This is a genomic window from Pseudomonas sp. PDM20 (genome assembly GCF_014852575.3).
In the GTDB taxonomy this organism is placed as follows: Bacteria; Pseudomonadota; Gammaproteobacteria; order Pseudomonadales; family Pseudomonadaceae; genus Pseudomonas.
The window spans coordinates 1,187,155-1,210,460 of record NZ_CM181224.1; the positions used below are offsets into that span (position 1 = coordinate 1,187,155).

A 23,306-nucleotide genomic window follows, 5' to 3' on the forward strand; every position below is an offset into this window, starting at 1 on the left:
GTTGGCAGGCCGGTCCGACTACCGGCCAATTGCCAAGCAACGGGGGCGCCGCTAAAGTGTGCGCCCCCGTTTTCGTTGCCTTGCTACCGATCATGACGCCTCTTCAGCGCTACCAGGAAGACCTGAAACGCCCCGATTTCTTCCACGACGCCGCGCAAGCGAACGCCGTGAAGCACCTGCAACGCCTCTACGACGACCTGGTCGCCGCCGATAAGGGCAAGACCGGCCTGTTCGGCAAGCTGCTGGGCAAGAAGTCCCAGGAGCCGGTGAAGGGCCTGTACTTCTGGGGCGGCGTCGGCCGTGGCAAGACCTACCTGGTGGATACCTTCTTCGAGGCGCTACCCTTCAAGCAGAAGATGCGCACGCACTTCCACCGCTTCATGAAGCGCGTCCACGAGGAAATGAAGACCCTCAAGGGCGAGAAGAACCCGCTGACCATCATCGGCAAGCGTTTCGCCGACGAGGCCCGGGTCATCTGCTTCGACGAGTTCTTCGTCTCCGACATCACCGACGCGATGATCCTCGCGACCCTGCTGGAAGAGCTGTTCAAGAACGGCGTCAGCCTGGTGGCCACCTCCAACATCGTGCCGGACGGCCTGTACAAGGACGGCCTGCAGCGTGCCCGCTTCCTGCCGGCCATCGCGCTGGTCAAGCAGCACACCGAAGTGGTCAACGTCGACAGCGGCGTGGACTACCGCCTGCGCGCCCTGGAGCAGGCCGAGCTGTACCACTGGCCGCTGTCCGAGCAGGCCGAGCAGGCCATGACCCGCGACTTCAAGGCGCTGACCCCGGAGTGCGCCGCGGCCACCCGCGACGACGCTCTGATGATCGAGAACCGCGAAATCCGCGCGCGCATCACCTGCGATGATGTGGCCTGGTTCGAGTTCCGCGAGCTGTGCGACGGTCCGCGCAGCCAGAACGACTACATCGAGCTGGCGAAGATCTTCCACGCGATCCTGATTTCCAACGTCGAGCAGATGGGGGTGGCCAAGGACGACATGGCGCGCCGCTTCATCAACCTGGTGGACGAGTTCTACGACCGCAACGTCAAGCTGATCCTCTCCGCCGAGGTCGAGCTCAAGGACCTGTACACCGGTGGCCGCCTGGAGTTCGAATTCCAGCGCACCCTGAGCCGCCTGCTGGAAATGCAGTCCCACGAATACCTGAGCCGCCCGCACCGTCCCTGATGGTCGGATGAACGAAAAAGGCTGCCCTTGGGCAGCCTTTTTCGTTTTTTAGGTGCGGGGATTGTGCCGACCGTGCCGGGCCCCTTGTAGGAGCGGGCTATGCCCGCGATGGCGGACAAGGTCCGCCTCTATAGAGCCGTAGGATGGCGTGGAGTCGTATTCAGCGCTGCGCCATTTCCTGCTGCGCCTTCTTCAGCAATTGCTCGGCATGGGCGACTTCCAGCGCCTCCATGGCATTGATCGGCTTGATCGCCACGGCCTTCTTCAGCTGCTCCAGCGCCTTCTGCTCCTCGTCCTCGCCGTACACATAGCCCAGCGCGTTGGCGTATTCATAGTGGCCGATGGGCAGGTCGTCGGAGGCGCGGAAGGAGCGGGCGAAGTACTGCTCCATCTTGTCCGCGCTGACTCCGTAGGTCATCTTGCCCACCAGCTTGCCAACCTTGCGGATCACGCCCGCTTCATAGCCGCCGTAGAGCGCCAGGGCGAACGGCTGGTTCGGCTGCTTGGCCAGCAGGGCGTCCAGTTCCTTGGGGATGTCGCCGGTGTAGCCGCGCTTGAGCACTACCGGCACCGGCAGGTCTTCGGCCAGACGGGCCTTGGCGTAGGCGCGGCCGAACTGGGCGATGGGGTCGGCATTGAGCAGTGGGCCGGCCTCGTCGGTGTAGCTGATGACTTCCTCCAGCAGGCGCTGCTTCTCGTCCTGATTCGGCGCGAGGAACATGGCATAGAGCACCTGGGCGAACATGCCCGGCACCTGCCCGCCGACACCCAGCGCGAGACCGTCCTTCCTGGCCTGGGCGAAGTCGCCGCGGAATACCTTGCGCCACACGTCCTGCAGCTTCTCGGCGTAGACCTGCGCCTCTTCCGGCTTGCCGCTGAAGCCGGTGCCGGCGGTCACGGTCTTCTCCAGGGCATCCGGATGCTTGGTGGCCATGGTCACGACCCAGTCCGCATCCGGGAAGGGGTAGTTGGCGCCGAAGCCGCGAGTCAGGCGCGGCCAGGCCTCGCGCAGTTTGTCCCCGCTGTAGTCGAAGGCGCTCTGGTCGTAGGGGAAGGGTTTCCAGGTGTCGTCCGCCACAGCGTTCAGGCTGAAGACGGCCAGCAGGGCAAGCAGAAAGCGGCGCATGGCGATATCCCGTTGGGTTCTTGTTGTCGATTGCTGCCCCGATCATAGGGCGGCACCCGAGTCCGTGAACCCATCCTAGGGATGGCCTGTTTCAGGCTTCCTTCTGTTCGTACTGACGCCGGTAATGATTCGGCGACAGTCCGGTGTGCTGTCTGAACAGGCGAGCGAAGAAGCTGGCGTCGTCGTAGCCGACTTCGTAGCTGATGGTCTTGATACTCTTGCGGCTGGTGGACAGCAGATTGCGCGCGGTCTCGATGCGCAGGCGCTGCAGATAGTGCAGTGGCTTGTCCCCGGTGGCCGCCTGGAAGCGCCGCATGAAGTTGCGGATGCTCATGCCGTGCTCGCGGGCGACATCCTCGAAGCGGAACTTGTCGCAGAAGTGTTCTTCCAGCCAGTGCTGGATCTGCAGGATCGCCGGGTCGTGGTGCAGCTTCTGGCCGCCGAAGCCCAGGCGCCCGGGCGTGTAGGTGCGCTGCACCTCGTAGAGGATGTCGCGGGCCACGCCCTGGGCCACGGCGGCGCCGCAGAAGTGCTCGATCAGGTAGATGTACAGGTCGCGCACCGAGGTCAGGCCGCTGGCGCTGTAGATGTTGTCGGCGTCGGCGATGTGCTTGTCCTGGTTGAGCAGAACCCGGGGGTAGCGCTCGGCGAATTCGCGGAAGAAGCGCCAGTAGGTGGTTGCTTCCTTGCCGTCCAGCAGGCCGGCCTCGGCCAGCCAGAATACTCCCGAGACTTCGCCGCACAGCACGCAGCCGGCCGCATGGCGCTCGCGCAGCCAGGGCATCACCTGCGGGTAGAGGGTCAGCAGTTCGTCGAAGTCGCCCCAGAAGGCCGGGAGGATGATCAGCTCAGGTTCGTCCAGGGCGCCGTGGACCGGCAGGAGATCGCCGCTGAAACTCATCACCGGCTGGCCGTCGGGGCTGACGATGCGGGTCTCGAAGCTGGGCTGCAGGCCGAGGCCCTGTTGGCGGCCGTGGCGCAGGGCAGCCATGTGGAAGAAGTCCTTGGCCTGCATCAGGGTGGAGCCGAACACGCCATGGGTGGCGAGGATGCTGACGCGGCGCAGCACGCGGGAAGCTGGGTTGGGCATCGGTTCTTGTACTTCTTATGGATGTCTTTGCATGACGCTAAAGCGGTCATGATGCGGCTGGATCGTCTTATTTTTTGGCGAAAGTGTCCAGTGCAGAGCGGTTCGTGCTTGGCCTACAGTCGGCCTTCCAATAATTCCTACAACCGATCCGCAGGTGCAGCGCATGATTCCAAGAACCCTGTTCAGTTCCGACCACGAGCTGTTCCGCGACAGCGTCCGCAAGTTCCTCGAACAGGAGGCGGTGCCCTTCCACGCCCAGTGGGAAAAGGACGGTCACATCGATCGCCAGCTGTGGAACAAGGCCGGCGAGGCCGGGATGCTCTGCTCGCATCTGCCCGAGGCCTATGGCGGCATGGCGGCGGACTTCCTCTACAGCGCCGTGGTGATCGAGGAGATCGGCCGCCTGGGCCTGACCGGCATCGGCTTCTCGCTGCACTCGGATATCGTCGCGCCCTACATCCTTCACTACGGCAGCGAAGAGCTGAAGCAGCGCTACCTGCCCAAGCTGATTTCCGGTGAGATGGTCTCGGCCATCGCCATGACCGAACCGGGCGCCGGCTCCGACCTGCAGGGCGTGAAGACCACCGCCGTGCTGGATGGCGACGAGTACGTGATCAACGGTTCGAAGACCTTCATCACCAACGGCTGGCTGGCCGACCTGGTGATCGTGGTCGCCAAGACCGACCCCAAGGCCGGCGCCAAGGGCACCAGCCTGTTCCTGGTGGAGGCCGGTACGCCGGGCTTCAGCAAGGGCAAGCGCCTGGAAAAGGTCGGCATGAAGGCCCAGGACACCTCCGAGCTGTTCTTCCAGGACGTGCGTATCCCCAAGGAAAACCTGCTGGGCAAGGACGGGCAGGGGTTCATCTACCTGATGCAGGAACTGCCTCAGGAGCGCCTGACCGTGGCCCTCGGCGCGCTGGCCTCGGCCGAGGCAGCGCTGAAATGGACACTGGACTACACCCGCGACCGCAAGGCCTTCGGAAAATCCGTCGCGGACTTCCAGAACACGCGCTTCAAGCTCGCGGAAATGGCTACCGAAATTCAGGTTGGCCGCGTCTTTGTCGACCGCTGCCTGGAGCAGCATCTGGAAGGCAAGCTGGACGTGCCCACGGCGGCGATGGCCAAGTACTGGACCACCGACCTGCAGTGCAAGGTGCTCGATGAATGCGTGCAGCTCCACGGCGGTTACGGCTTCATGTGGGAGTATCCGATCGCCCGTGCCTGGGCCGATGCGCGGGTGCAGCGCATCTACGCCGGCACCAACGAGATCATGAAGGAGATCATCGCCCGCGCGCTGTAACCGTCGCGGATGAAAAAAGCCCGGCATTGGCCGGGCTTTTTCGTGGCGCACAGACGATCAGGGGGCCGGGTTCGGCTGGTCCTTGTGGATCGCCTCGATGCCGGCCAGCACCTCGTCGGAGAGCTTCAGCTCGAAGCTGCCGAGGTTGGCTTCCAGTTGTTCGAGGTTGGTCGCGCCGATGATGTTGCTGGTCACGAACGGCCGGCTGGTAACGAAGGCCAGGGCCATCTGCGCCGGGTCCAGGCCGTGCTCGCGGGCCAGGGTGACGTAGCGGTCGCAGGCGCTGGCGGTCTGCGGGTTGGTGTAGCGGGTGAAGCGGCTGAACAGGGTAATCCGTGCATTGGCCGGGCGCGCGCCGCCGAAGTACTTGCCCGAGAGCATGCCAAAGGCCAGGGGAGAGTAGGCCAGCAGGCCGATCTGCTCGCGGATGGCGACTTCCGCCAGGCCCACCTCGAAGCTGCGGTTGAGCAGGTTGTAGGGGTTCTGGATCGACACCGCGCGCGGCCAGCCGCGCTCCTGGGCGATCTGCAGGAAACGCATGGTGCCCCAGGGCGTTTCGTTGGACAGGCCGACGTGGCGGATCTTGCCGGCGCGAACCTGCTCGTCCAGGGCCTCCAGGGTGTCCTCCAGTGCGGTGAAGCTTTCTTCCTTGTGCTGGTAGCCCAGTTGGCCGAAGAAGTTGGTGCTGCGCTCGGGCCAGTGCAACTGGTAGAGGTCGATCCAGTCGGTCTGCAGGCGCTTGAGGCTGTCGTCCAGCGCCGCGACGATGTTCTTGCGGTCGAGCTTCGGCTGGCCGTCACGGATGTGGCTGATGGAATTGCCGGGGCCGGCGATCTTGCTGGCGAGCACCCAGTCGGCGCGATCGCCGCGCTGGGCGAACCAGTTGCCGATGATCTGCTCGGTGCGGGAGTAGGTTTCCGCGCGCGGCGGCACCGGGTACATCTCGGCGGTATCGATGAAATTCAGACCGGCGGCCTTGGCTCGTTCGATCTGGGCGAAGGCCTCGCTTTGCGTATTCTGCTCGCCCCAGGTCATGGTCCCCAGGCAGAGGGCGCTGACTTTCAGTTCGGTGCGGCCGAGCGGGCGGTACTCCATGCAGGTCTCCTCATGAAAACAAGTGCGTAAGACGGTTGAAAATTCTGCCGGAATCTGCATAATTCCGCAGCCTTTCATCGGTGGGGGATGCCAAAGCCTGCCGATCGATACATCTAGTCGTTACGGACGCACACCGACCCGAGCCCCAATTCGTGTCTGTCTTCGGCTGTCCTTGACTTGTCAAGGCAACCACTGTCCAGTAAGATTCGCCGTCTTATTTTCAGGCGGCCCCTGAGGCTATAACGAATGAAAACTTATACCGCGAAACCAGAAACTGTTAAGCGCGACTGGTTCGTCGTCGACGCTGCTGGCCTGACCCTGGGTCGTCTGGCTACCGAGATTGCTACCCGCCTGCGCGGCAAGCACAAGCCGGAATACACCCCGCACGTTGACACCGGCGACTACATCGTCGTCATCAACGCCGAGCAGGTTCGTGTCACTGGCGCCAAAGCTACCGACAAGATGTACTACCATCACTCGGGCTTCCCGGGCGGTATCAAGTCGATCAACTTCGAGAAGCTGATCGCCAAGGCTCCTGAGCGTGTTATCGAGACTGCCGTCAAAGGCATGCTGCCGAAGAACCCGCTGGGCCGCGACATGTACCGCAAGCTGAAAGTGTACAAGGGTGCCAACCACCCGCACACCGCTCAGCAGCCTCAAGAACTGAAGATTTAACGGGATAGCTCATTATGTCGGCGACTCAAAATTACGGCACTGGCCGTCGTAAGACCGCTACCGCTCGCGTCTTCCTGCGTCCGGGTACTGGCAAGATCTCCATCAACAACCGCTCCATCGAGCAGTTCTTTGGTCGTGAGACCGCTCGCATGGTTGTCCGTCAGCCGCTCGAGCTGACCGAGAACACCGAGAAGTTCGATATCTACGTAACCGTCGTTGGCGGTGGCGTAAGCGGTCAAGCTGGTGCGATCCGTCACGGTATCACCCGCGCTCTGATCGAGTACGACGAGACCCTGCGCAGCTCGCTGCGTAAAGCCGGCTACGTCACTCGCGACGCCCGCGAAGTTGAACGTAAGAAAGTCGGTCTGCGCAAAGCGCGTAAGCGTCCGCAGTACTCCAAGCGTTAATACGACGCTTCGAAAAAAACGCCCAGATCCTTTGGACTGGGCGTTTTTTTATGTCTTCAATAAGTTCGTGCGGCAAGGTGTCGCATCCGCGCAAGCCGCGCGGGGCAAGGGTTCCAGGGGTTGCGTAACAGGCTATTACCTTGTCATCACAAGGGCTTTTCTTTACCATTTGGCGAATTTTTTGCGCGGCTCGAATTTTTACTTAAAAGCCTGATTTGAACAGGCTTGAAGCTGATGGGAGACGACTGAATGAGTAATGACGGCGTGAATGCAGGCCGGCGTCGCTTCCTTGTCGCGGCCACCTCGGTGGTTGGTGCGGCAGGAGCGGTCGGAGCTGCGGTCCCGTTCGTGGGGTCATGGTTCCCCAGTGCCAAGGCGAAGGCCGCTGGCGCGCCGGTGAAGGTCAACGTAGGGAAGATCGAGCCGGGCCAGCAGGTGATCGCTGAGTGGCGCGGCAAGCCGGTATTCCTGGTGCACCGCACCAAGGAAATGCTGGACGCGCTGCCGACCCTCGACGGGCAACTGGCCGACCCCGAGTCGAAGGCTTCGGACCAGCCGGCCTACGTCGATCCCAAGGTGCGCTCGATCAAGCCTGAACTGGCTGTGATCGTCGGCATCTGCACCCACCTGGGCTGCTCGCCGACCTTCCGCCCGGAAGTCGCTCCCGCAGACCTCGGTCCGGATTGGAAAGGTGGCTACTTCTGCCCGTGCCACGGCTCCCATTACGACCTCGCCGGCCGCGTTTACAAGGGACAGCCCGCGCCCCTGAACCTGCCGATTCCGCCTTATTCGCTTGATGGTGACGAGCTGACCATCGGTGTGGACCAGGAGAAAGCCTGATGAACAAGTTCATGGCTTGGGTCGATGCCCGCTTCCCCGCGACCAAGATGTGGGAAGACCATCTGAGCAAGTACTACGCCCCGAAGAACTTCAACTTCTGGTACTTCTTCGGCTCCCTCGCGCTGCTCGTCCTGGTTAACCAGATCCTCACCGGTATCTGGCTGACCATGAGCTTCACCCCGTCGGCCGAAGAAGCTTTCGCGTCCGTCGAGTACATCATGCGAGATGTAGATTACGGCTGGATTATCCGCTACATGCACTCCACCGGTGCATCGGCGTTCTTCGTGGTCGTCTACCTGCACATGTTCCGTGGTCTGCTGTACGGTTCGTATCAGAAGCCCCGCGAGCTGGTGTGGATCTTCGGCATGCTGATCTACCTCGCCCTGATGGCCGAGGCCTTCATGGGCTACCTGCTGCCCTGGGGCCAGATGTCCTACTGGGGTGCCCAGGTGATCATCTCGCTGTTCGGCGCCATTCCGGTCGTCGGCGAAGACCTGGCCCAGTGGATCCGTGGTGACTTCCTGATCTCCGGTATCACCCTGAACCGCTTCTTCGCCCTGCACGTGATCGCGCTGCCGATCGTCCTGCTCGGCCTGGTCGTGCTGCACATCCTGGCGCTGCACGAAGTCGGCTCGAACAACCCCGACGGCGTGGACATCAAGAAGAAGAAGGACGAGAACGGCATCCCGCTGGATGGCATCCCGTTCCACCCGTACTACACCGTGAAAGACATCGTCGGTGTCGTGGTCTTCCTGTTCGTCTTCTGCACCGTGATCTTCTTCTTCCCGGAAATGGGCGGTTTCTTCCTCGAGAAGCCCAACTTCGAGATGGCGAACCAGTTCAAGACCCCCGAGCACATCGCTCCGGTGTGGTACTTCACTCCGTTCTACGCCATCCTGCGCGCCGTTCCGGACAAGCTGATGGGTGTCATCGCCATGGGCGCCGCCATCGCCGTGCTGTTCGTGCTGCCGTGGCTCGACCGTAGCCCGGTTCGCTCGATCCGCTACAAGGGCTGGCTGAGCAAGATCTGGCTGGTGATCTTCGCGGTTTCCTTCGTGATCCTCGGCTACTACGGCTCGCAAGCGCCGTCGCCGCTGGGCACCACGCTGTCCCGCCTGTGCACCATTCTGTATTTCGCCTTCTTCATCCTGATGCCGTTCTACACCCGGATGGAGAAAACCAAACCGGTTCCGGAAAGGGTGACTGGCTGATGAAAAAGCAATTCGCTGCATTTGTTCTGGCTCTGCTGCCTGTCTTCGGCTTCGCCGCCGAAGGCCATGGTCCGGCCCTGGACAAGGTCGATATCGACCTGACCGACAAGGCCGCCATGCAGGATGGCGCGCGTACCTTCGCCAACTACTGCATGGGCTGCCACAGCGCCAAGTTCCAGCGTTATGAGCGTGTTGGCCGTGATCTGGGTATCCCGGAAGAGCTGATGATGAGCCACCTGGTGTTCACCGGTGCGAAGATCGGCGACCACATGGACATCGGCATGAAGCCGGCCGACGCCAAGGCATGGTTCGGTGCTGCGCCGCCGGACCTGACTCTGGTGGCCCGCGTTCGTGGTGCTGACTGGCTGTACACCTACCTGCGTTCGTTCTACGAAGATCCCAAGCGTCCGTGGGGCGTGAACAACAAGATCTTCCCGAACGTCGGCATGCCGAACGTGCTGGTGAGCCTGCAGGGTCGCCAGGTCGTCGGTTGCAAGCAGGTTCAGGTCGTCGAGGATGGCAAGAAGCAGTACGATCCTCTGACCGGTACCCCGCTGACCCACGAAGCCTGCGACCAGCTGACCATCGTGCCGAAATCCGGCCAGCTGACCGAAGCTCAGTTCGACGAGAAGGTGAAGAACCTGGTGACCTTCCTGGCTTATTCGGCTGACCCGAACAAGCTGGATTCTCACCGCATCGGCACCTACGTTCTGCTGTTCCTGGCCTTCTTCTTCGTATTCGCCTACCTGCTCAAGCGTGAATACTGGAAGGACGTGCACTAAGCACCACCCGTCGTAGTAACAAGCGCGCGCCCTACGGGGCGCGCGTGCGTTTTTCTACCTCCCACAAGAAGATCCTGCGAGGAGGCGCGCGGCATGGCCGCAATCAACAAGCTCACCTGTTTCTCCGACCCTTCCTGCCACTACAGCCATCGCGTGCGCCTGGTGCTGGCCGAGAAGAGCGTCGTCGCCGACATCATTGACGTGCCTGTCGGCAACATCCCGGCCAAACTCGCCGAAGTGAATCCCTATGGCAGCCTGCCGACCCTGGTGGATCGTGATCTTGCGCTCTACGAGTCGACGGTGGTCATGGAGTACCTCGATGAACGTTATCCGCACCCGCCGCTGCTTCCGGTCTATCCGGTAGCCCGCGCCAACAGCCGCCTGCTGATGCACCGCATCCAGCGCGACTGGTGCAGCCTGGTGGATCGTATCCTCGATACCCGCCGCAAGGACGCCGAACGAGCCTTGGCGCGCAAGGAGTTGCGTGAGAGCCTGACCGGAGTGTCGCCGCTGTTCGCCGACAAGGCGTTCTTCCTCAGTGACGAGCTGAGCCTGGTGGATTGCTGCCTGCTGCCGATCCTCTGGCGCCTGCCGATCCTGGGCATTGAGCTTCCGCGGCCGGCGAAGCCTCTGCTGGATTACATGGAGCGGCAGTTTGCGCGGGAAACTTTCCGTGCGAGCCTGTCCTCTATCGAACGTGATATGCGCTAAGGAGCCTGATGATGAACTCCAGTCGTCCCTACCTCGTGCGAGCCCTCTATGAGTGGATCGTCGACAACGGCTGCACGCCGCATATCCTGGTTAATTCCGAGTACCCGGGCGTGCGGGTTCCGCCGGGTTATGCCAGCGACGGCCAGATAGTGCTCAACGTCTCTCCGACCGCGGTGCGCCACCTGCAGATGGACAACGAGGCGGTCAGCTTCGAAGGTCGCTTCGGTGGCGTCGCCCAGAGCCTCTATGTCCCGTCCCAGGCCGTGATGGCCATATACGCGCGGGAGAACGGCCAGGGCATGGTCTTCGACCTGGAGCCGCCGGTGCCCACCGATGACGAGGATCTGCCCGATGACGGCCCCTCCGACGAGCCGCCGCGTCCCAGTGGCCGGCCGAGCCTCAAGGTGGTGAAGTAATAAAAAAGGCGACCCGAGGGTCGCCTTTTTCATGCCTGCGATCGAGTGATCAGTCGATGTACTCGAACAGGCGGACGATCTTCTGTACGCCGTCCACGCCCTGCACCACCTGGGTGGCCAGGTCGCCTTCCTTGCGGGTCACCAGGCCCAGCATGTAGACGATGCCGTTCTCGGTCAGGACCTTGATGCGGGTGGAGGGCACGTTGGCGTCAGCGAGCATCTGGCTCTTGATCTTGGTGGTCAGCCAGGTGTCGTTGCTGCGGGCGGCCAGGGAGGAGGGCTGCAGGATCTGCAGCTCGTTGTGCACGGTCTTGACCTTCTGCACTTCCTTGGCGGCCTGTTCGGCCTTGTTCTTCAGGTCGGCGCGCGGGGTCTGGCCGGCCAGCAGTACCACGCCGTTGTAGCTGATCACCACGACGTGGGAATTGCGGTCGAGGTCCGCGTCGGCCTTGGCGACGTTCACTGCCACCTTGGTTTCGATCAGCGAGTCGTCGATCTTGCTGCCAAGGGTACGGGTACCCTTGTCATCGTCGATCGGCTTGTCGCGGGTGGCACTCACGAAGCTTGTGCAGCCACCCAGTGCCATGGTCACGGCCAGTGCGGCTGCGATCAGAGGGGTGCGGGTCATTCTTCACTCCCGAACAGTTGACGGTCGATTAGGTCGCACAGGCAGTGGATGACCAACAGGTGGACTTCCTGGATGCGTGCGGTGACCTTGGCCGGAACGCGGATCTCCACGTCTTCGGGCAGCAGCAACGATGCCATGTTGCCGCCGTCGCGGCCGGTCAGAGCTACGACAACCATTTCGCGATCATGTGCGGCCTGGATCGCCTGAATGACGTTCGCCGAGTTGCCGCTGGTGGAAATCGCCAGCAGCACGTCGCCCGGCTGGCCCAGGGCGCGGATCTGCTTGGAGAAGACTTCATTGTAGCTGTAGTCGTTGGCGATCGAGGTGATGGTGGAGCTGTCGGTGGTCAGTGCGACCGCCGGCAGGCTTGGGCGCTCGCGCTCGAAGCGGTTCAGCAGTTCGGAGGAGAAGTGCTGAGCGTCGCCGGCGGAGCCGCCATTGCCGCAGGAGAGAATCTTGCCCTCGTTCAGCAGGGCATTGACCATGACCATGCTGGCCTGCTCGATATGCGGGATGAGCACCTCGGTGGCCTGTTGCTTGGTCTCGATGCTGGCATGGAAGAGCTGGCGGATACGGGATTGCATGTCCATCAGGTGTGACCTTTCGTCGGGCGTCTGATCAGGTGTCAAAAGCGTTGGGAATCCAGTTCAAGTGCCCTGCGCAGCCTGGGCCGCGCGCGTCGATGGCGACGATGTCGAACCGGCAGGGATGACTGCTCCAGCGGGCGTTCTGTTGCAGGAAGAGTTCAGCGGAGATGGCCAGGCGCTGTTGCTTGCGCCAGTCCACGCTCTCCAGCGCTCCTCCCCAGGCGGAATGCCGGCGGGAGCGAACTTCGACGAATACTACTGTATCGCCGTCCAGCATGACCAGATCAAGCTCGCCTCGGCGGCACGTCCAGTTCTGCGCCAGGAGGCGCAATCCATGCTGTTCCAGGTGGGCCAGGGCGGCGGCTTCGGCCAGCCGCCCGGCCTTCTGGGTAGGGCTGTTGCCGATCAAATACCGCTGTTCTCCAGCGGCTGGACCTGGCCATTCTTGAACTCGGCCCACGGCAGGCGGCGCTCGACGCGCTGGCTGGCGCTGACACTCAGGGTGCCGGTCAGGCCGTCAACCTGCATGCTCGGCACGGCCTTGAGTTCCGGCAGGCGCGGGGCCAGTTGGTAGGCGTCGGCACCCATGGCGTAAAGGCGGCCGAGACTGCCGTTGGCGGCCGGCCACTGCGCGGCGACCTGTTGGCGCAGGGCGTTGTTCGGGTTCAGCAGCCACGGGGTCTCGCAGAAGCGGATGCCGTTCAGATCCTGGTCCTGCGCCGGGTTGTTTACGCCGGTATACAGGTTGGAGGTGGCGTAGACGGGCAGGTCGCCGGCGTACTGGAATGCCAGGGTCGGCTTGATCTGGCGGGCCTGCTGCGGGGTGGCGGCGAGGAAGATGAAGTCGATGTCCTGACGGCGCGACGGCTGGGTGTCGACGCTGCTGTCGAGCACGCCCTGCAGACGCTTGGCGCGGCCTTCGCTCTGGCGCAGTTGCAGCAGGTCGGCGATCTGGCGGGCCAGCTCAACCGGCTGGTCGACGTGCTCGGCGGCGATCAGGGTGCCGCCGGCGGCTTGCCAGTTGCGGCTGAAGGAGGCGAGCACACGGTCGCCCCACTCGCCGCGCGGTACCAGGGCCACGGCGCGGCGCATGCCGTCGTTCCAGGCGCGGTTGGCGACTTCGCGGGCTTCGTCCTCGGCGGACAGGCCGAACTGGAAGAGCTGGGCCGGACCTTCCTGGTTGCCGTCGGCATAGTTCAGCGCCAGGGTGGTGATCGGCAGTTGCGGCTGGCTGCTCATCTGCTTGACCAGGTTCTTCTCCAGCGGGCCGACGACCAGTTGTACGCCATCGGCCTGGGCCTGGCGGTAGAACTCGTCCAGCGAGCGTACCTGGGTGCTGTCGTAGAGCTTGATCGCCGGCTGCGCCTGGCCGCTCTGCTGGGCCTGGTAATGGGCGGCGAGGAAGCCGTCCTGCAGGGCGCGGGCGACGGAGGCGAGCTGGCCCTGTTGCGGCAGCAGCAGGCCGATCTTGTTCAGCGGCTGGGCGGCCAGGGACTTCAGCTTGGTCAGGGCGTCAGGCAGTTGCTTGGCGGCCGGATGATCCGGGTTCTGCGCGACCCAGTTGTCGATGTTCGACTGTTGTTCCTTCAGGGTCGAGGAAGACTTGGTGATGCGCGCCAGCTCCAGCCAGCCGTTCAGGTCGCCTTCGTTGCTGCTGGCCTGCATCTGCTCCAGGGGCAGGCTGGACACCAGTTTCCAGATTTCCTCATGGTTGGCCTTGCTGGCTTCGGCGTTGAGCAGCGGGTCGATGAACACGCGCTCGCGGGCGGCGCTCAGGGTCTGGCCGTCGGCGGCCAGGGCCAGGGATTTGACCATGCCGGCGCGGGCCTGCAAGTCCACGGGCATTTCGCCCAGGCGCTGGAAGCTGGGGTTGTCGAAGGCCTTCAGGGCAGCCTTGGTCTTGTTGCGGGCCAGCTCGAGCTGGGCGCGCAGGGTGCTGGCGAAGACCTGCTGGGCAGGCTTCAGGCTGTCCATCGGAATCTGGTCGAGGATCTGCGTGGAGCGGCCGAGGTCCTTCTGCTTGTAGGCCAGGTCGGCAGCGGACAGGCGCAGGACGGCGGCTTCGTCCGGCTTGGCGGTGGAGGCCTGCTGCAGCAGCTGTTCGATGCTGGCGTCCGGGGTGCGCGGCAGTTCGCCGAGATTGGACGACGGGGAGGACGCACAGGCGGCGAGCATGCCGGCCAGGAACAGAGCGGATAGCGGACGCAGGCGAGCGATCATATCGGGCTTCTCGTGACGCATTCAAAGAGCTGCCGATTGTACCCAAGCGGCGAGGGTGACGCGATGGCGGCTGCCGGAATCGGGATACAATGCGGCTTTTTCAGATACTTCCGGCGAGGTTAGCGCGTGACCCTTGGCACTCTCTATGTGGTGGCCACTCCCATTGGCAACCTGGACGACATCAGCGCCCGGGCGCTGAAGGTGCTGGCCGACGTGGCCCTGATCGCGGCCGAAGACACCCGTCATTCCGTGCGCCTGCTGCAGCACTTCGGCATCCAGACGCCACTGGCGGCCTGCCACGAGCACAACGAGCGGGAGCAGGGTGGGCGCTTTCTCACCAAGCTGCAGGCTGGCGAGGACGTTGCGCTGATCTCCGATGCAGGCACGCCGCTGATTTCCGATCCGGGCTACCACCTGGTGCGCCAGGCGCGCGCAGCCGGCATCGCCGTGGTGCCGGTGCCGGGGGCCTGTGCGCTGATTGCCGCGCTTTCCGCTGCTGGCCTGCCATCGGATCGTTTCGTCTTCGAAGGCTTCCTGCCCGCCAAGGTCGCCGGTCGCCGCGGGCGTCTGGAGGCGCTGGTGGATGAGCCGCGCACTCTGATTTTCTACGAGGCGCCGCACCGGGTGCTGGAGTGCATCGAGGATATGGCGGCGATCTTTGGCGACGAACGGCCGGCGCTGCTGGCCCGTGAGCTGACCAAGACCTTCGAGACCCTGAAGGGGCTGCCGCTGGGCGAGTTGCGCGAGTTCGTGGCGTCCGACAGTAACCAGCAGCGGGGCGAATGCGTGCTGCTGGTGGCCGGAAAACCCGCGCCGGAAGGCGATGAGGCGGTGGACGCGCAGACTTTGCGGGTGCTCGATCTGCTGCTGGCGGAGTTGCCGGTCAAGCGCGCTGCAGCGCTTGCCGCGGAGATCACCGGGGCACGCAAGAACCAGCTTTACCAGCTCGCACTGGAGCGGCAGGGCAAGGCTTGAGCTTGTCCTGAACGTCGTCAGCCGCTAATCTTGCGGACTGAGAGTCGATTGGACAGTCGCTGTTCCGTGGTGTTCCACCACGGGGTGGAGGAAAGTCCGGGCTCCACAGGGCAGAGTGCCAGGTAACGCCTGGGAGGCGCGAGCCTACGGAAAGTGCCACAGAAAATAACCGCCTAAGCGCGCAAGCGCCGGTAAGGGTGAAAAGGTGCGGTAAGAGCGCACCGCACGGCTGGCAACAGTTCGTGGCTAGGTAAACCCCACTCGGAGCAAGATCAAATAGGAACCCATTGGCGCGGCCCGCGTTGGGTTCGGGTAGATCGCTTGAGGCATGCAGTGATGTATGTCCCAGAGGAATGGCTGTCCTCGACAGAACCCGGCTTACAGATCGACTCTCACCACTTTTCCTCCACTTCTTCCCACATGACCATTTGTCGCTGACCGGAAGAAGTTACAAACTTAAGAAATCACTTTAAGTATGAAAGCCCAGTGTTTTGAAAACACTGGGCTTTTCTCTTTTCTGGCGCGTCAATTTCCCTCCCCGAGCCTCGCAAAAGCACGCTAAATCTCAGTCCTGTAAGGATTTTTCCCCTCTGGCTCGCCTTGACGGTGGGGAGCGCGGATTTCTATAGTGTGCGGAAGTGGTACGAAGTGGGTAAAAGTGGGATCAACAGGCATGGATAGCCAACCACAGGGGAAGCGCTGACGTGTTTCGCGGAGCTAACGCCATCAGTCTCGACGCCAAAGGGCGCCTCGCGATGCCGAGTCGGTATCGTGACGAGCTCGTTTCGCGTTGCAATGGCCAGCTCATCGTCACCATCGATGCCGTCGACACCTGCCTCACTGTCTATCCCCTCCCTGAATGGGAACTCATCGAAGCCAAGCTGCGCGAACTGCCCTCGCTGCGTGAAGAAACGCGGCGCCTGCAGCGTTTGCTGATTGGCAATGCCGTTGACCTGGAGCTGGATGGCGCCGGGCGTTTTCTCATTCCGCCGCGCCTGCGCGAGTACGCCGGCCTGGACAAGAAAGCGATGCTGGTCGGCCAGCTGAACAAGTTCCAGTTGTGGGACGAAGACAAATGGAATGCGGTTGCCGAGGCCGATCTCGCAGCCATCAAAGAGCCCGGCGGTCTGCCGGATGAATTGCGCGACCTTATTCTGTGAGCCTGCCTGTGACCAGTACCTTCCAACACATCACCGTTCTGCTCGAGGAGGCCGTCGAAGCGCTGGCCCCCCTGGAGGGCGGCCGCTATGTGGACGGAACCTTCGGAAGGGGGGGGCACAGCCGGGCCTTGCTTGGGAGACTCGGCCCGGGCGGTCAACTGCTCGGGTTCGACAAGGATCCCCAGGCGATTGCGACGGGAAAAACACTGGCGGCCGAAGACGGCCGCTTCGTCATTGTGCAAAGGTCCTTCGCCGAGATGGCGGAAGAGTTCTCCGCGCGCGGCCTGCAGGGCGGCGTGAACGGCGTTCTGCTGGACCTTGGCGTGTCTTCGCCGCAGTTGGATGACCCCGAGCGGGGCTTCAGTTTCCTCAACGACGGCCCGCTGGACATGCGCATGAACCCGGACCAGGGCGTCAGCGCCGCGCAGTGGATCGCCACTGCCGCGGAAGACGAGATCGCTCGCGTGTTCAAGGATTACGGCGAAGAGCGTTTCGCCAAGCGCATGGCTCGCGCGATCGTGCAGCGCCGCGCGCAAGCGCCGTTCGAGCGCACTGCCGATCTGGCCGCCGTGATCACCGAGGCCAATCCGGCCTGGGAAAAGGGCAAGAACCCGGCTACCCGCGCCTTCCAGGGGCTGCGGATCTTCATCAACAACGAGCTGGGCGATCTGGAGCGTGGCCTCGAGGCTGCGCTGGAAGGCCTGGCCGTGGGCGGTCGCCTGGTGGTGATCAGCTTCCATTCGCTGGAAGACCGCATCGTCAAACAGTTCATGCGCAAGCAGGTGAAGGGCGAGGCGGACAACCTGCCGCGCAATCTGCCGATCCAGGTCAAGCCCTTTGACCCGCGCCTGAAACTCATCGGCAAGCCGGTCTATGCCTCCGAGGCCGAACTCAAGGCCAACCCGCGCTCGCGCAGTGCGGTCATGCGCATCGCGGAGAAGCTCAGATGAGCCGGCTCTTCTCCAAGCGCCTGCCGACCGGCAGCTTCTTCATGTTGCTGCTGTTCATCGGCGTGCTGCTGTCGGCCATCTCCGTTTCCTATAGCGCGTACTGGAACCGCCAGCTGCTCAACTCGCTGTACACCGAGCTCAACATTCGCGACAAGGCGCAGGCCGAGTACGGCCGCCTGATTCTCGAGCAGAGCACCTGGACGGCCCACAGCCGCATCGAAGGCCTGGCAACCGACCAGTTGAAGATGCGTGTGCCTGATCCGACCGAAATCATCATGGTGGCACCATGAGAGACCTGGCCGGCGCTCGCTATCCCTGGCGCTTCCGCGTCGTCATCGCCCTGCTGCTGGCGATGGTGGCGGCGATCGCCTGGCGGATCGTCGACCTGCACGTCATCGACCATGATTTCCTCAAGGGCCAGGGTGATGCGCGCAGCGTGCGGCACATCACCATTCCCGCGCACCGTGGCCTGATTACCGACCGTAATGGCGAACCGCTGGCCGTGAGTACCCCGGTTGCCACGCTCTGGGCCAACCCCAAGGAGCTGGTGCTCGAGCGTGAAAAGTGGGGCTACCTCGCTGACGCCCTTGGTCAGCCCAAGGCGGCGCTGTCCGAGCGCCTGGACGCGAACGCCGACAAGGAGTTCATCTATCTGGTCCGTGGCCTGACCCCGGAGCAGGGCGAGGCCGTGATGGCCCAGGTGAAGACCCATCGCATCCCCGGCGTCTATTCGGTTGAAGAATTCCGCCGCTTCTACCCGTCCGGCGAAGTCGCCGCGCAGGTGGTGGGCTTCACCGACGTCGACGACCGCGGCCGTGAAGGTGTGGAACTGGCCTTCGACAGCTGGCTGGCCGGCGTGCCGGGCAAGCGCCAGGTGCTCAAGGACCGCCGTGGCCATCTGATCCGCGATGTGCAGGTCACCCGCAACGCCAAGGCCGGCAAGACCCTGGCCCTGTCCATCGACCTGCGCCTGCAGTACCTCGCCAACCGCGAGCTGCGCAATGCGCTGGTGGAGAACGGCGCCAAGGCCGGCAGCCTGGTGATCCTCGACGTGAAGTCTGGCGAAGTGCTGGCCATGGCCAACCAGCCGACCTACAACCCGAACAACCGTCGCAACCTGCAGCCGGCGATGATGCGCAACCGCGCCATGATCGACGTGTTCGAGCCGGGTTCGACCATGAAGCCGTTCTCCATGAGTGCGGCGCTGGAAACCGGCCGCTGGAAACCCACCGACAAGGTCGAGGTCTACCCCGGCACGCTGCAGATCGGCCGCTACACCATTCGTGACGTGTCCCGTACCGAGGGGCCGGTGCTGGACCTGACCGGCATCCTGATCCGCTCCAGTAACGTGGGGATGAGCAAGGTGGCCTTCGATATCGGTGGTGAGGCCATCTACAGCCTGATGCAGAAGGTCGGTCTCGGCCAGGACACCGGCCTGGGCTTCCCCGGCGAGCGTGTCGGCAACCTGCCGAACTACCGGGAATGGCGCAAGGCAGAAACTGCGACCCTTTCCTACGGCTACGGCCTGTCCGTCACCGCTATCCAGCTCGCCCATGCCTATGCGGCGCTGGCCAACAATGGCCGCAGCGTTCCGCTGACCATGGTCCGTGCCGATCGTCCGGCCGAAGCCACCCAGGTCATCCCCGAGCCGGTCGCCAAGACCATGCAGGGCATGCTGCAACAAGTGATCGAAGCGCCGAACGGCGTGTACCGCGCCCAGGTGCCGGGTTACCACGTGGCCGGCAAGTCCGGTACCGCGCGCAAGACCGCGACCGGCGCCAAGGGCTACGCCGAGAATTCCTATCGCTCCCTGTTCGCCGGCTTCGCGCCAATGAACAACCCGCGCTACGTCGCCGTGGTGGTCATCGATGAACCCAGCAAGGCCGGCTACTTCGGTGGCCTGGTTTCCGCGCCGGTGTTCAGCAAGGTGATGTCCGGCACGCTGCGCCTGATGAACGTGCCGCCGGATAACCTGCCGGCGACCCCGCAGCAACAAGCTGATGCTGCGCCCGCTGCCAAAGGAGGGCGTGGCTGATGCCGATGAGCCTGAATCAACTGCTGCCGCAAGCCGAAAGTGGTGAACTGATCCGTGAGCTGACCCTGGACAGCCGCACCGTCAAGCCGGGCGACCTGTTCCTGGCTGTGCCGGGTGGTCGTCAGGATGGCCGCGGGCACATTGCCGCCGCGCTCACCCAGGGTGCGGCCGCTGTTGCCTATGAAGCAGAGGGGGCTGTAGACCTGCCACCCAGCGATGTGCCGATGATTGCCATCAAGGGCCTCGCCAAGCAGCTGTCCGCTATCGCCGGGCGCTTCTACGGCGAACCCAGCCGTGGCGTCGAACTGGTCGGCGTGACCGGCACCAACGGCAAGACCAGCGTCAGCCAGCTGGTGGCCCAGGCGCTGGACCTGCTCGGCGAACGCTGCGGCATCGTCGGCACCCTCGGCACCGGTTTCTATGGCGCGCTGGAAAGCGGTCGCCACACCACGCCTGACCCGCTTGCCGTGCAGGCGACCCTGGCACGCCTGAAACAGGCTGGCGCCAAGGCCGTTGCCATGGAGGTGTCCTCCCACGGACTGGAACAGGGCCGCGTTGCGGCGCTGGGCTTCGATGTGGCGGTGTTCACCAACCTGTCCCGCGACCATCTGGACTACCACGGCTCGATGGAGGCCTACGGCGCCGCCAAGGCCAAGCTGTTCGCCTGGCAAGGCCTGCGTTGCCGGGTGATCAACCTGGACGACGACTTCGGCCGCCAGCTGGCTGCCGAGGCCCACGAATCCCGCCTGATGGGTTACAGCCTGAGCGACCCGTCGGCCTACATTTATTGCCGCGAAGCCACCTTCAGCGATGCCGGCGTGCAAGCGCAGATCGTCACCCCGCAGGGCGAAGGCCTGCTGCGCAGCTCGCTGCTGGGCAAGTTCAACCTGAGCAACCTGCTGGCCGTGGTCGGCGCGCTGCTGGGCCTGGACTACCCGCTGGGCGATGTGCTCAAGGTGCTGCCGCAGCTGGAAGGTCCGATCGGCCGCATGCAGCGCCTGGGCGGCGGTGAAAAACCGCTGGTGGTCGTGGACTACGCCCACACCCCGGACGCGCTGGAGAAAGTCCTGCTGGCCCTGCGTCCGCACGTACATGGCCAGATGCTTTGCCTGTTCGGCTGCGGCGGCGATCGTGACAGCGGCAAGCGCCCGATCATGGCGCAGATCGCCGAACAGCATGCCGACCGCGTGCTGGTTACCGATGACAACCCGCGCACCGAGAAGAGCGAGGCGATCATCGCCGACATCCGTGCCGGTTTCGCCAAGCCCGAAGCGGTGGAGTTCGTGCCCGGCCGCGGCGAAGCCATCGCTCGCCTGATCGCCGCTGCCGGCGTCGATGACGTCGTGCTGCTGGCCGGCAAGGGGCATGAGGATTACCAGGAGATCGACGGTGTTCGCCACCCGTTCTCCGATCTGGAACAAGCCGCCAAGGCGCTGGCTGCCTGGGAGGTGAAGCGTGCTTAAACCCCTTTCGCTCAACGAGGTCGCTGGTGCGCTGCAAGGCCGTGTGGTCGGCGCCGACACCAGCTTCGACGCCGTGAGCACCGACAGCCGCGCCATCGTGCCCGGCCAGCTGTTCATTGCCCTGACCGGTCCGCGTTTCGACGGCCACGACTACCTGGCTGACGTCGCCGCCAAGGGCGCGGTTGCTGCCCTGGTCGAACGCGAAGTCGCCGGTGCGCCGCTGCCGCAACTGATCGTGGCAGATACCCGTATCGCGCTGGGCCAGCTCGGCGCGCTGAACCGTGCTGCCTTTACCGGTCGCATCGCGGCTGTGACGGGCTCCAGCGGCAAGACCACCGTGAAGGAGATGCTTGCCAGCATCCTGCGGACCCAGGGCGAAGTCCTGGCGACCCGCGGCAACCTGAACAACGACCTCGGCGCACCGCTGACCCTGTTGCAGTTGGCGCCTGAGCACAAAAGCGCAGTCATCGAGCTGGGCGCCAACCGTGTCGGCGAGATCGCCTACACCGTTGCGTTGACCCGCCCGCAGGTCGCCATCATCACCAACGCCGGCACTGCTCACGTGGGTGAGTTCGGTGGCCAGGACAAGATCGTCCTGGCCAAGGGCGAGATTCTCGAGGGGCTGGCTGCCGACGGCGTGGCCATCCTCAATCGCGACGACAAGGCCTTTGATACCTGGCAGGCCCGTGCTGCCGGTCGCCGTATCTCCAGTTTCGGCCTGCACGATGCGCGCGCCGATTTCCGCGCCTGCGATGTGAAGCGTGATGCTCGTGGTTGCCCGGGTTTCACCCTGCAGGGCCCGGCCGGCGAGGCTGCCGTCCAGCTGAATCTGCTGGGTGAGCACAACGTCACGAATGCGCTGGCCGCTGCCGCAGCCGCTCATGCCCTTGGCGTGCCGCTGGTCGGGATCGTTTCCGGCCTGCAGAACCTGCAGCCGGTCAAGGGTCGCGCCGTAGCCCAGCTGGCGACGAATGGCATGCGTGTGATCGACGACAGCTACAACGCCAACCCGGCTTCAATCTGCGCGGCGATTGATATACTCGCCGGCTTTTCCGGCCGGACCGTCCTGGTCCTCGGGGACATGGGCGAGCTGGGTGCCTGGGCGGAATCTTCCCACCGCGAAGTGGGAACCTACGCCATTGGCAAAGTCACCTCGCTCTATGCCGTCGGACCGTTGATGAGCCACGCCGTGCAGGCGTTCGGTTCCGCGGGCCGGCACTTCGCCGATCAGGCCAGCCTGATCAGCGCCCTGGCCGACGAAGCATCGACCACCACCATTCTGATCAAGGGTTCCCGCAGCGCGGCGATGGACAAGGTCGTCGCGGCGCTGTGTGGTTCCTCCGAGGAGATTCACTAAATGCTGCTGCTGCTCGCCGAGTACCTGCAACAGTTCTACAAGGGCTTCGGCGTCTTCCAGTACCTGACCCTGCGCGGCATCCTCAGCGTGCTGACCGCACTCGCCCTGTCGCTCTGGCTGGGCCCGTGGATGATCCGCACCCTGCAGATCCGCCAGATCGGCCAGTCCGTGCGCAACGACGGCCCGCAATCGCACCTGTCCAAGAAAGGCACGCCGACCATGGGTGGCGCGCTGATCCTCACCGCCATCGCCATCAGCACGCTGCTGTGGTCCGACTGGTCGAACCGTTACGTCTGGGTCGTGCTGGCTGTGACCCTGCTGTTCGGCGCCATCGGCTGGGTGGATGACTACCGCAAGGTGATCGAGAAGAACTCCCGCGGCCTGCCTAGCCGCTGGAAGTATTTCTGGCAGTCGGTATTCGGCCTGGGCGCGGCGATCTTCCTCTATATGACTGCCGAGACGCCGGTCGAGACCACCCTGATCGTGCCGATGCTGAAAAACGTCGAGATCCCGCTGGGCATCTTCTTCGTGGTGCTGACCTACTTCGTGATCGTCGGCTCCAGCAACGCGGTGAACCTGACCGACGGCCTCGACGGCCTGGCGATCATGCCCACCGTGATGGTCGGCGGCGCGCTGGGGATCTTCTGCTACCTGTCGGGCAACATCAAATTCGCCGAATACCTGTTCATCCCGAGCGTGCCGGGTGCGGGCGAACTGATCATCTTCTGCGGCGCCATCGTCGGCGCTGGGTTGGGCTTCCTCTGGTTCAACACCTATCCGGCCCAGGTCTTCATGGGTGACGTCGGCGCGCTGGCGCTGGGCGCCGCGCTGGGCACCATCGCCGTGATCGTCCGCCAGGAGATCGTGCTGTTCATCATGGGTGGCGTGTTCGTCATGGAAACCCTGTCGGTGGTGATCCAGGTCGCCTCCTTCAAGTTGACCGGCAAGCGGGTGTTCCGCATGGCGCCGATCCACCACCACTTCGAACTCAAAGGCTGGCCGGAGCCGCGCGTGATCGTGCGCTTCTGGATCATCACGGTGATTCTCGTGCTGATCGGCCTGGCTACGTTGAAACTGCGTTGAGGACTGAT

The 23,306-nt window shown here is 63.7% G+C and carries 24 protein-coding genes and 1 other RNA gene; 18 read left to right on the forward strand and 7 right to left on the reverse strand.

What is annotated here, in order from left to right; translation table 11 throughout:
• The first annotated feature begins 92 nt into the window (after positions 1-92).
• Entirely contained in the window at positions 93-1,187 is a 1,095-nt protein-coding gene (gene zapE / locus IB261_RS05700) for a cell division protein ZapE (RefSeq protein ID WP_081517474.1), read from the forward strand.
• Positions 1,188-1,347: 160 nt separating this feature from the next.
• Here zapE and IB261_RS05705 read toward each other — a convergent pair whose 3' ends face one another.
• A complete protein-coding gene (locus IB261_RS05705; RefSeq protein ID WP_192381632.1) occupies positions 1,348-2,313 on the reverse strand; it encodes a hypothetical protein in 966 nt (321 codons plus the stop codon).
• Between the two features lie 91 nt (positions 2,314-2,404).
• Positions 2,405-3,304 carry a GlxA family transcriptional regulator gene (locus tag IB261_RS05710; protein ID WP_167523310.1) on the reverse strand — a complete coding sequence of 300 codons (900 nt, stop codon included), beginning with the start codon at positions 3,302-3,304 and terminating at the stop codon, positions 2,405-2,407.
• A gap of 253 nt (positions 3,305-3,557) precedes the next feature.
• Here IB261_RS05710 and IB261_RS05715 point away from each other — a divergent pair, with 253 nt between their 5' ends.
• Positions 3,558-4,703, forward strand: a complete 1,146-nt coding sequence (locus tag IB261_RS05715) for an acyl-CoA dehydrogenase family protein (RefSeq protein ID WP_174824619.1) — start codon at positions 3,558-3,560, stop codon at positions 4,701-4,703.
• Positions 4,704-4,760: 57 nt separating this feature from the next.
• Here the strand turns inward: IB261_RS05715 and IB261_RS05720 are convergent, their stop codons facing one another.
• Complete coding sequence (locus IB261_RS05720) at positions 4,761-5,798, reverse strand: NADP(H)-dependent aldo-keto reductase (protein ID WP_192224728.1); 1,038 nt, start codon at positions 5,796-5,798, stop codon at positions 4,761-4,763.
• Between the two features lie 246 nt (positions 5,799-6,044).
• Here IB261_RS05720 and rplM point away from each other — a divergent pair, with 246 nt between their 5' ends.
• The 7 genes from rplM (at position 6,045) to IB261_RS05755 (ending at position 10,840) form a co-directional block, all read left to right on the forward strand.
• Complete coding sequence (gene rplM / locus IB261_RS05725; protein WP_015475857.1) at positions 6,045-6,473, forward strand: 50S ribosomal protein L13; 429 nt, start codon at positions 6,045-6,047, stop codon at positions 6,471-6,473.
• Positions 6,474-6,487: 14 nt separating this feature from the next.
• Positions 6,488-6,880 carry a 30S ribosomal protein S9 gene (rpsI, locus tag IB261_RS05730; protein WP_015475858.1) on the forward strand — a complete coding sequence of 131 codons (393 nt, stop codon included), beginning with the start codon at positions 6,488-6,490 and terminating at the stop codon, positions 6,878-6,880.
• A 249-nt stretch (positions 6,881-7,129) separates the two neighbouring features.
• Complete coding sequence (gene petA / locus IB261_RS05735; protein WP_081517479.1) at positions 7,130-7,720, forward strand: ubiquinol-cytochrome c reductase iron-sulfur subunit; 591 nt, start codon at positions 7,130-7,132, stop codon at positions 7,718-7,720.
• Positions 7,720-8,931, forward strand: a complete 1,212-nt coding sequence (locus IB261_RS05740) for a cytochrome b (RefSeq protein WP_045209611.1) — start codon at positions 7,720-7,722, stop codon at positions 8,929-8,931. The genes petA and IB261_RS05740 overlap by 1 nt, the downstream gene beginning before the upstream one ends.
• Positions 8,931-9,713 (forward strand): cytochrome c1, encoded by a 783-nt coding sequence (locus IB261_RS05745; protein WP_081517481.1) that lies wholly within the window; start codon positions 8,931-8,933, stop codon positions 9,711-9,713. The genes IB261_RS05740 and IB261_RS05745 overlap by 1 nt, the downstream gene beginning before the upstream one ends.
• Before the next feature lie 93 nt (positions 9,714-9,806).
• A complete protein-coding gene (locus tag IB261_RS05750) occupies positions 9,807-10,424 on the forward strand; it encodes a glutathione S-transferase N-terminal domain-containing protein (protein WP_081517482.1) in 618 nt (205 codons plus the stop codon).
• 11 nt (positions 10,425-10,435) lie between these two features.
• On the forward strand, positions 10,436-10,840 hold the full coding sequence (locus IB261_RS05755; RefSeq protein WP_081517483.1) for a ClpXP protease specificity-enhancing factor: 405 nt from the start codon (positions 10,436-10,438) through the stop codon (positions 10,838-10,840).
• 49 nt (positions 10,841-10,889) lie between these two features.
• On the opposite strand, the gene IB261_RS05760 is transcribed toward IB261_RS05755, so the two are convergent.
• The 4 genes from IB261_RS05760 to IB261_RS05775 are packed head-to-tail and all read right to left on the reverse strand — an operon-like array spanning position 10,890 to position 14,275.
• A complete protein-coding gene (locus IB261_RS05760; protein ID WP_045209615.1) occupies positions 10,890-11,468 on the reverse strand; it encodes a BON domain-containing protein in 579 nt (192 codons plus the stop codon).
• Entirely contained in the window at positions 11,465-12,058 is a 594-nt protein-coding gene (locus IB261_RS05765; protein WP_017518113.1) for a phosphoheptose isomerase, read from the reverse strand. Before IB261_RS05765 ends, IB261_RS05760 begins: the two co-directional genes overlap by 4 nt.
• A 28-nt stretch (positions 12,059-12,086) precedes the next feature.
• Positions 12,087-12,461 carry a YraN family protein gene (locus tag IB261_RS05770; protein ID WP_412548386.1) on the reverse strand — a complete coding sequence of 125 codons (375 nt, stop codon included), beginning with the start codon at positions 12,459-12,461 and terminating at the stop codon, positions 12,087-12,089.
• Complete coding sequence (locus IB261_RS05775) at positions 12,461-14,275, reverse strand: penicillin-binding protein activator (RefSeq protein ID WP_192224730.1); 1,815 nt, start codon at positions 14,273-14,275, stop codon at positions 12,461-12,463. The genes IB261_RS05770 and IB261_RS05775 overlap by 1 nt, the downstream gene beginning before the upstream one ends.
• Before the next feature lie 126 nt (positions 14,276-14,401).
• Between IB261_RS05775 and rsmI the strand changes: the two genes are divergently transcribed.
• From rsmI to mraY, 9 genes are all read left to right on the forward strand, one after another.
• Positions 14,402-15,250: a 16S rRNA (cytidine(1402)-2'-O)-methyltransferase gene (gene rsmI, locus IB261_RS05780; protein WP_151189485.1), complete on the forward strand. Its 849-nt coding sequence runs from the start codon at positions 14,402-14,404 to the stop codon at positions 15,248-15,250.
• 40 nt (positions 15,251-15,290) lie between these two features.
• An RNA gene (gene rnpB / locus IB261_RS05785) (RNase P RNA component class A) lies at positions 15,291-15,647 on the forward strand.
• A 307-nt stretch (positions 15,648-15,954) separates the two neighbouring features.
• The gene (gene mraZ / locus IB261_RS05790; RefSeq protein ID WP_081517487.1) at positions 15,955-16,410 is read left to right on the forward strand and encodes a division/cell wall cluster transcriptional repressor MraZ; all 456 of its coding nucleotides are present in this window, start codon (positions 15,955-15,957) and stop codon (positions 16,408-16,410) included.
• A gap of 8 nt (positions 16,411-16,418) precedes the next feature.
• On the forward strand, positions 16,419-17,360 hold the full coding sequence (gene rsmH, locus IB261_RS05795; protein ID WP_192381634.1) for a 16S rRNA (cytosine(1402)-N(4))-methyltransferase RsmH: 942 nt from the start codon (positions 16,419-16,421) through the stop codon (positions 17,358-17,360).
• Positions 17,357-17,650 (forward strand): cell division protein FtsL, encoded by a 294-nt coding sequence (gene ftsL, locus IB261_RS05800; protein WP_045209619.1) that lies wholly within the window; start codon positions 17,357-17,359, stop codon positions 17,648-17,650. The genes rsmH and ftsL overlap by 4 nt, the downstream gene beginning before the upstream one ends.
• Positions 17,647-19,395 carry a peptidoglycan D,D-transpeptidase FtsI family protein gene (locus IB261_RS05805; RefSeq protein WP_192381635.1) on the forward strand — a complete coding sequence of 583 codons (1,749 nt, stop codon included), beginning with the start codon at positions 17,647-17,649 and terminating at the stop codon, positions 19,393-19,395. The genes ftsL and IB261_RS05805 overlap by 4 nt, the downstream gene beginning before the upstream one ends.
• Positions 19,395-20,858 (forward strand): UDP-N-acetylmuramoyl-L-alanyl-D-glutamate--2,6-diaminopimelate ligase, encoded by a 1,464-nt coding sequence (locus tag IB261_RS05810; protein ID WP_192381636.1) that lies wholly within the window; start codon positions 19,395-19,397, stop codon positions 20,856-20,858. The genes IB261_RS05805 and IB261_RS05810 overlap by 1 nt, the downstream gene beginning before the upstream one ends.
• The gene (locus tag IB261_RS05815; protein WP_192381637.1) at positions 20,851-22,215 is read left to right on the forward strand and encodes a UDP-N-acetylmuramoyl-tripeptide--D-alanyl-D-alanine ligase; all 1,365 of its coding nucleotides are present in this window, start codon (positions 20,851-20,853) and stop codon (positions 22,213-22,215) included. The genes IB261_RS05810 and IB261_RS05815 overlap by 8 nt, the downstream gene beginning before the upstream one ends.
• Positions 22,216-23,298 carry a phospho-N-acetylmuramoyl-pentapeptide-transferase gene (mraY, locus tag IB261_RS05820; RefSeq protein WP_081517491.1) on the forward strand — a complete coding sequence of 361 codons (1,083 nt, stop codon included), beginning with the start codon at positions 22,216-22,218 and terminating at the stop codon, positions 23,296-23,298.
• Positions 23,299-23,306 lie beyond the last annotated feature (8 nt).

Coding starts and splice junctions, on each gene's coding strand:
- IB261_RS05755 (WP_081517483.1), top strand. CDS start 10,436: ATGAACTCCAGTCGTCCCTACCTCGTGCGAGCCCTCTATGAGTGGATC.
- rplM (WP_015475857.1), top strand. CDS start 6,045: ATGAAAACTTATACCGCGAAACCAGAAACTGTTAAGCGCGACTGGTTC.
- petA (WP_081517479.1), top strand. CDS start 7,130: ATGAGTAATGACGGCGTGAATGCAGGCCGGCGTCGCTTCCTTGTCGCG.
- IB261_RS05760 (WP_045209615.1), bottom strand. CDS start 11,468: ATGACCCGCACCCCTCTGATCGCAGCCGCACTGGCCGTGACCATGGCA.
- IB261_RS05705 (WP_192381632.1), bottom strand. CDS start 2,313: ATGCGCCGCTTTCTGCTTGCCCTGCTGGCCGTCTTCAGCCTGAACGCT.
- IB261_RS05720 (WP_192224728.1), bottom strand. CDS start 5,798: ATGGAGTACCGCCCGCTCGGCCGCACCGAACTGAAAGTCAGCGCCCTC.
- rpsI (WP_015475858.1), top strand. CDS start 6,488: ATGTCGGCGACTCAAAATTACGGCACTGGCCGTCGTAAGACCGCTACC.
- ftsL (WP_045209619.1), top strand. CDS start 17,357: ATGAGCCGGCTCTTCTCCAAGCGCCTGCCGACCGGCAGCTTCTTCATG.
- IB261_RS05740 (WP_045209611.1), top strand. CDS start 7,720: ATGAACAAGTTCATGGCTTGGGTCGATGCCCGCTTCCCCGCGACCAAG.
- IB261_RS05765 (WP_017518113.1), bottom strand. CDS start 12,058: ATGGACATGCAATCCCGTATCCGCCAGCTCTTCCATGCCAGCATCGAG.
- IB261_RS05810 (WP_192381636.1), top strand. CDS start 19,395: ATGCCGATGAGCCTGAATCAACTGCTGCCGCAAGCCGAAAGTGGTGAA.
- zapE (WP_081517474.1), top strand. CDS start 93: ATGACGCCTCTTCAGCGCTACCAGGAAGACCTGAAACGCCCCGATTTC.
- IB261_RS05805 (WP_192381635.1), top strand. CDS start 17,647: ATGAGAGACCTGGCCGGCGCTCGCTATCCCTGGCGCTTCCGCGTCGTC.
- mraY (WP_081517491.1), top strand. CDS start 22,216: ATGCTGCTGCTGCTCGCCGAGTACCTGCAACAGTTCTACAAGGGCTTC.
- IB261_RS05750 (WP_081517482.1), top strand. CDS start 9,807: ATGGCCGCAATCAACAAGCTCACCTGTTTCTCCGACCCTTCCTGCCAC.
- IB261_RS05745 (WP_081517481.1), top strand. CDS start 8,931: ATGAAAAAGCAATTCGCTGCATTTGTTCTGGCTCTGCTGCCTGTCTTC.
- IB261_RS05775 (WP_192224730.1), bottom strand. CDS start 14,275: ATGATCGCTCGCCTGCGTCCGCTATCCGCTCTGTTCCTGGCCGGCATG.
- IB261_RS05710 (WP_167523310.1), bottom strand. CDS start 3,304: ATGGCTGCCCTGCGCCACGGCCGCCAACAGGGCCTCGGCCTGCAGCCC.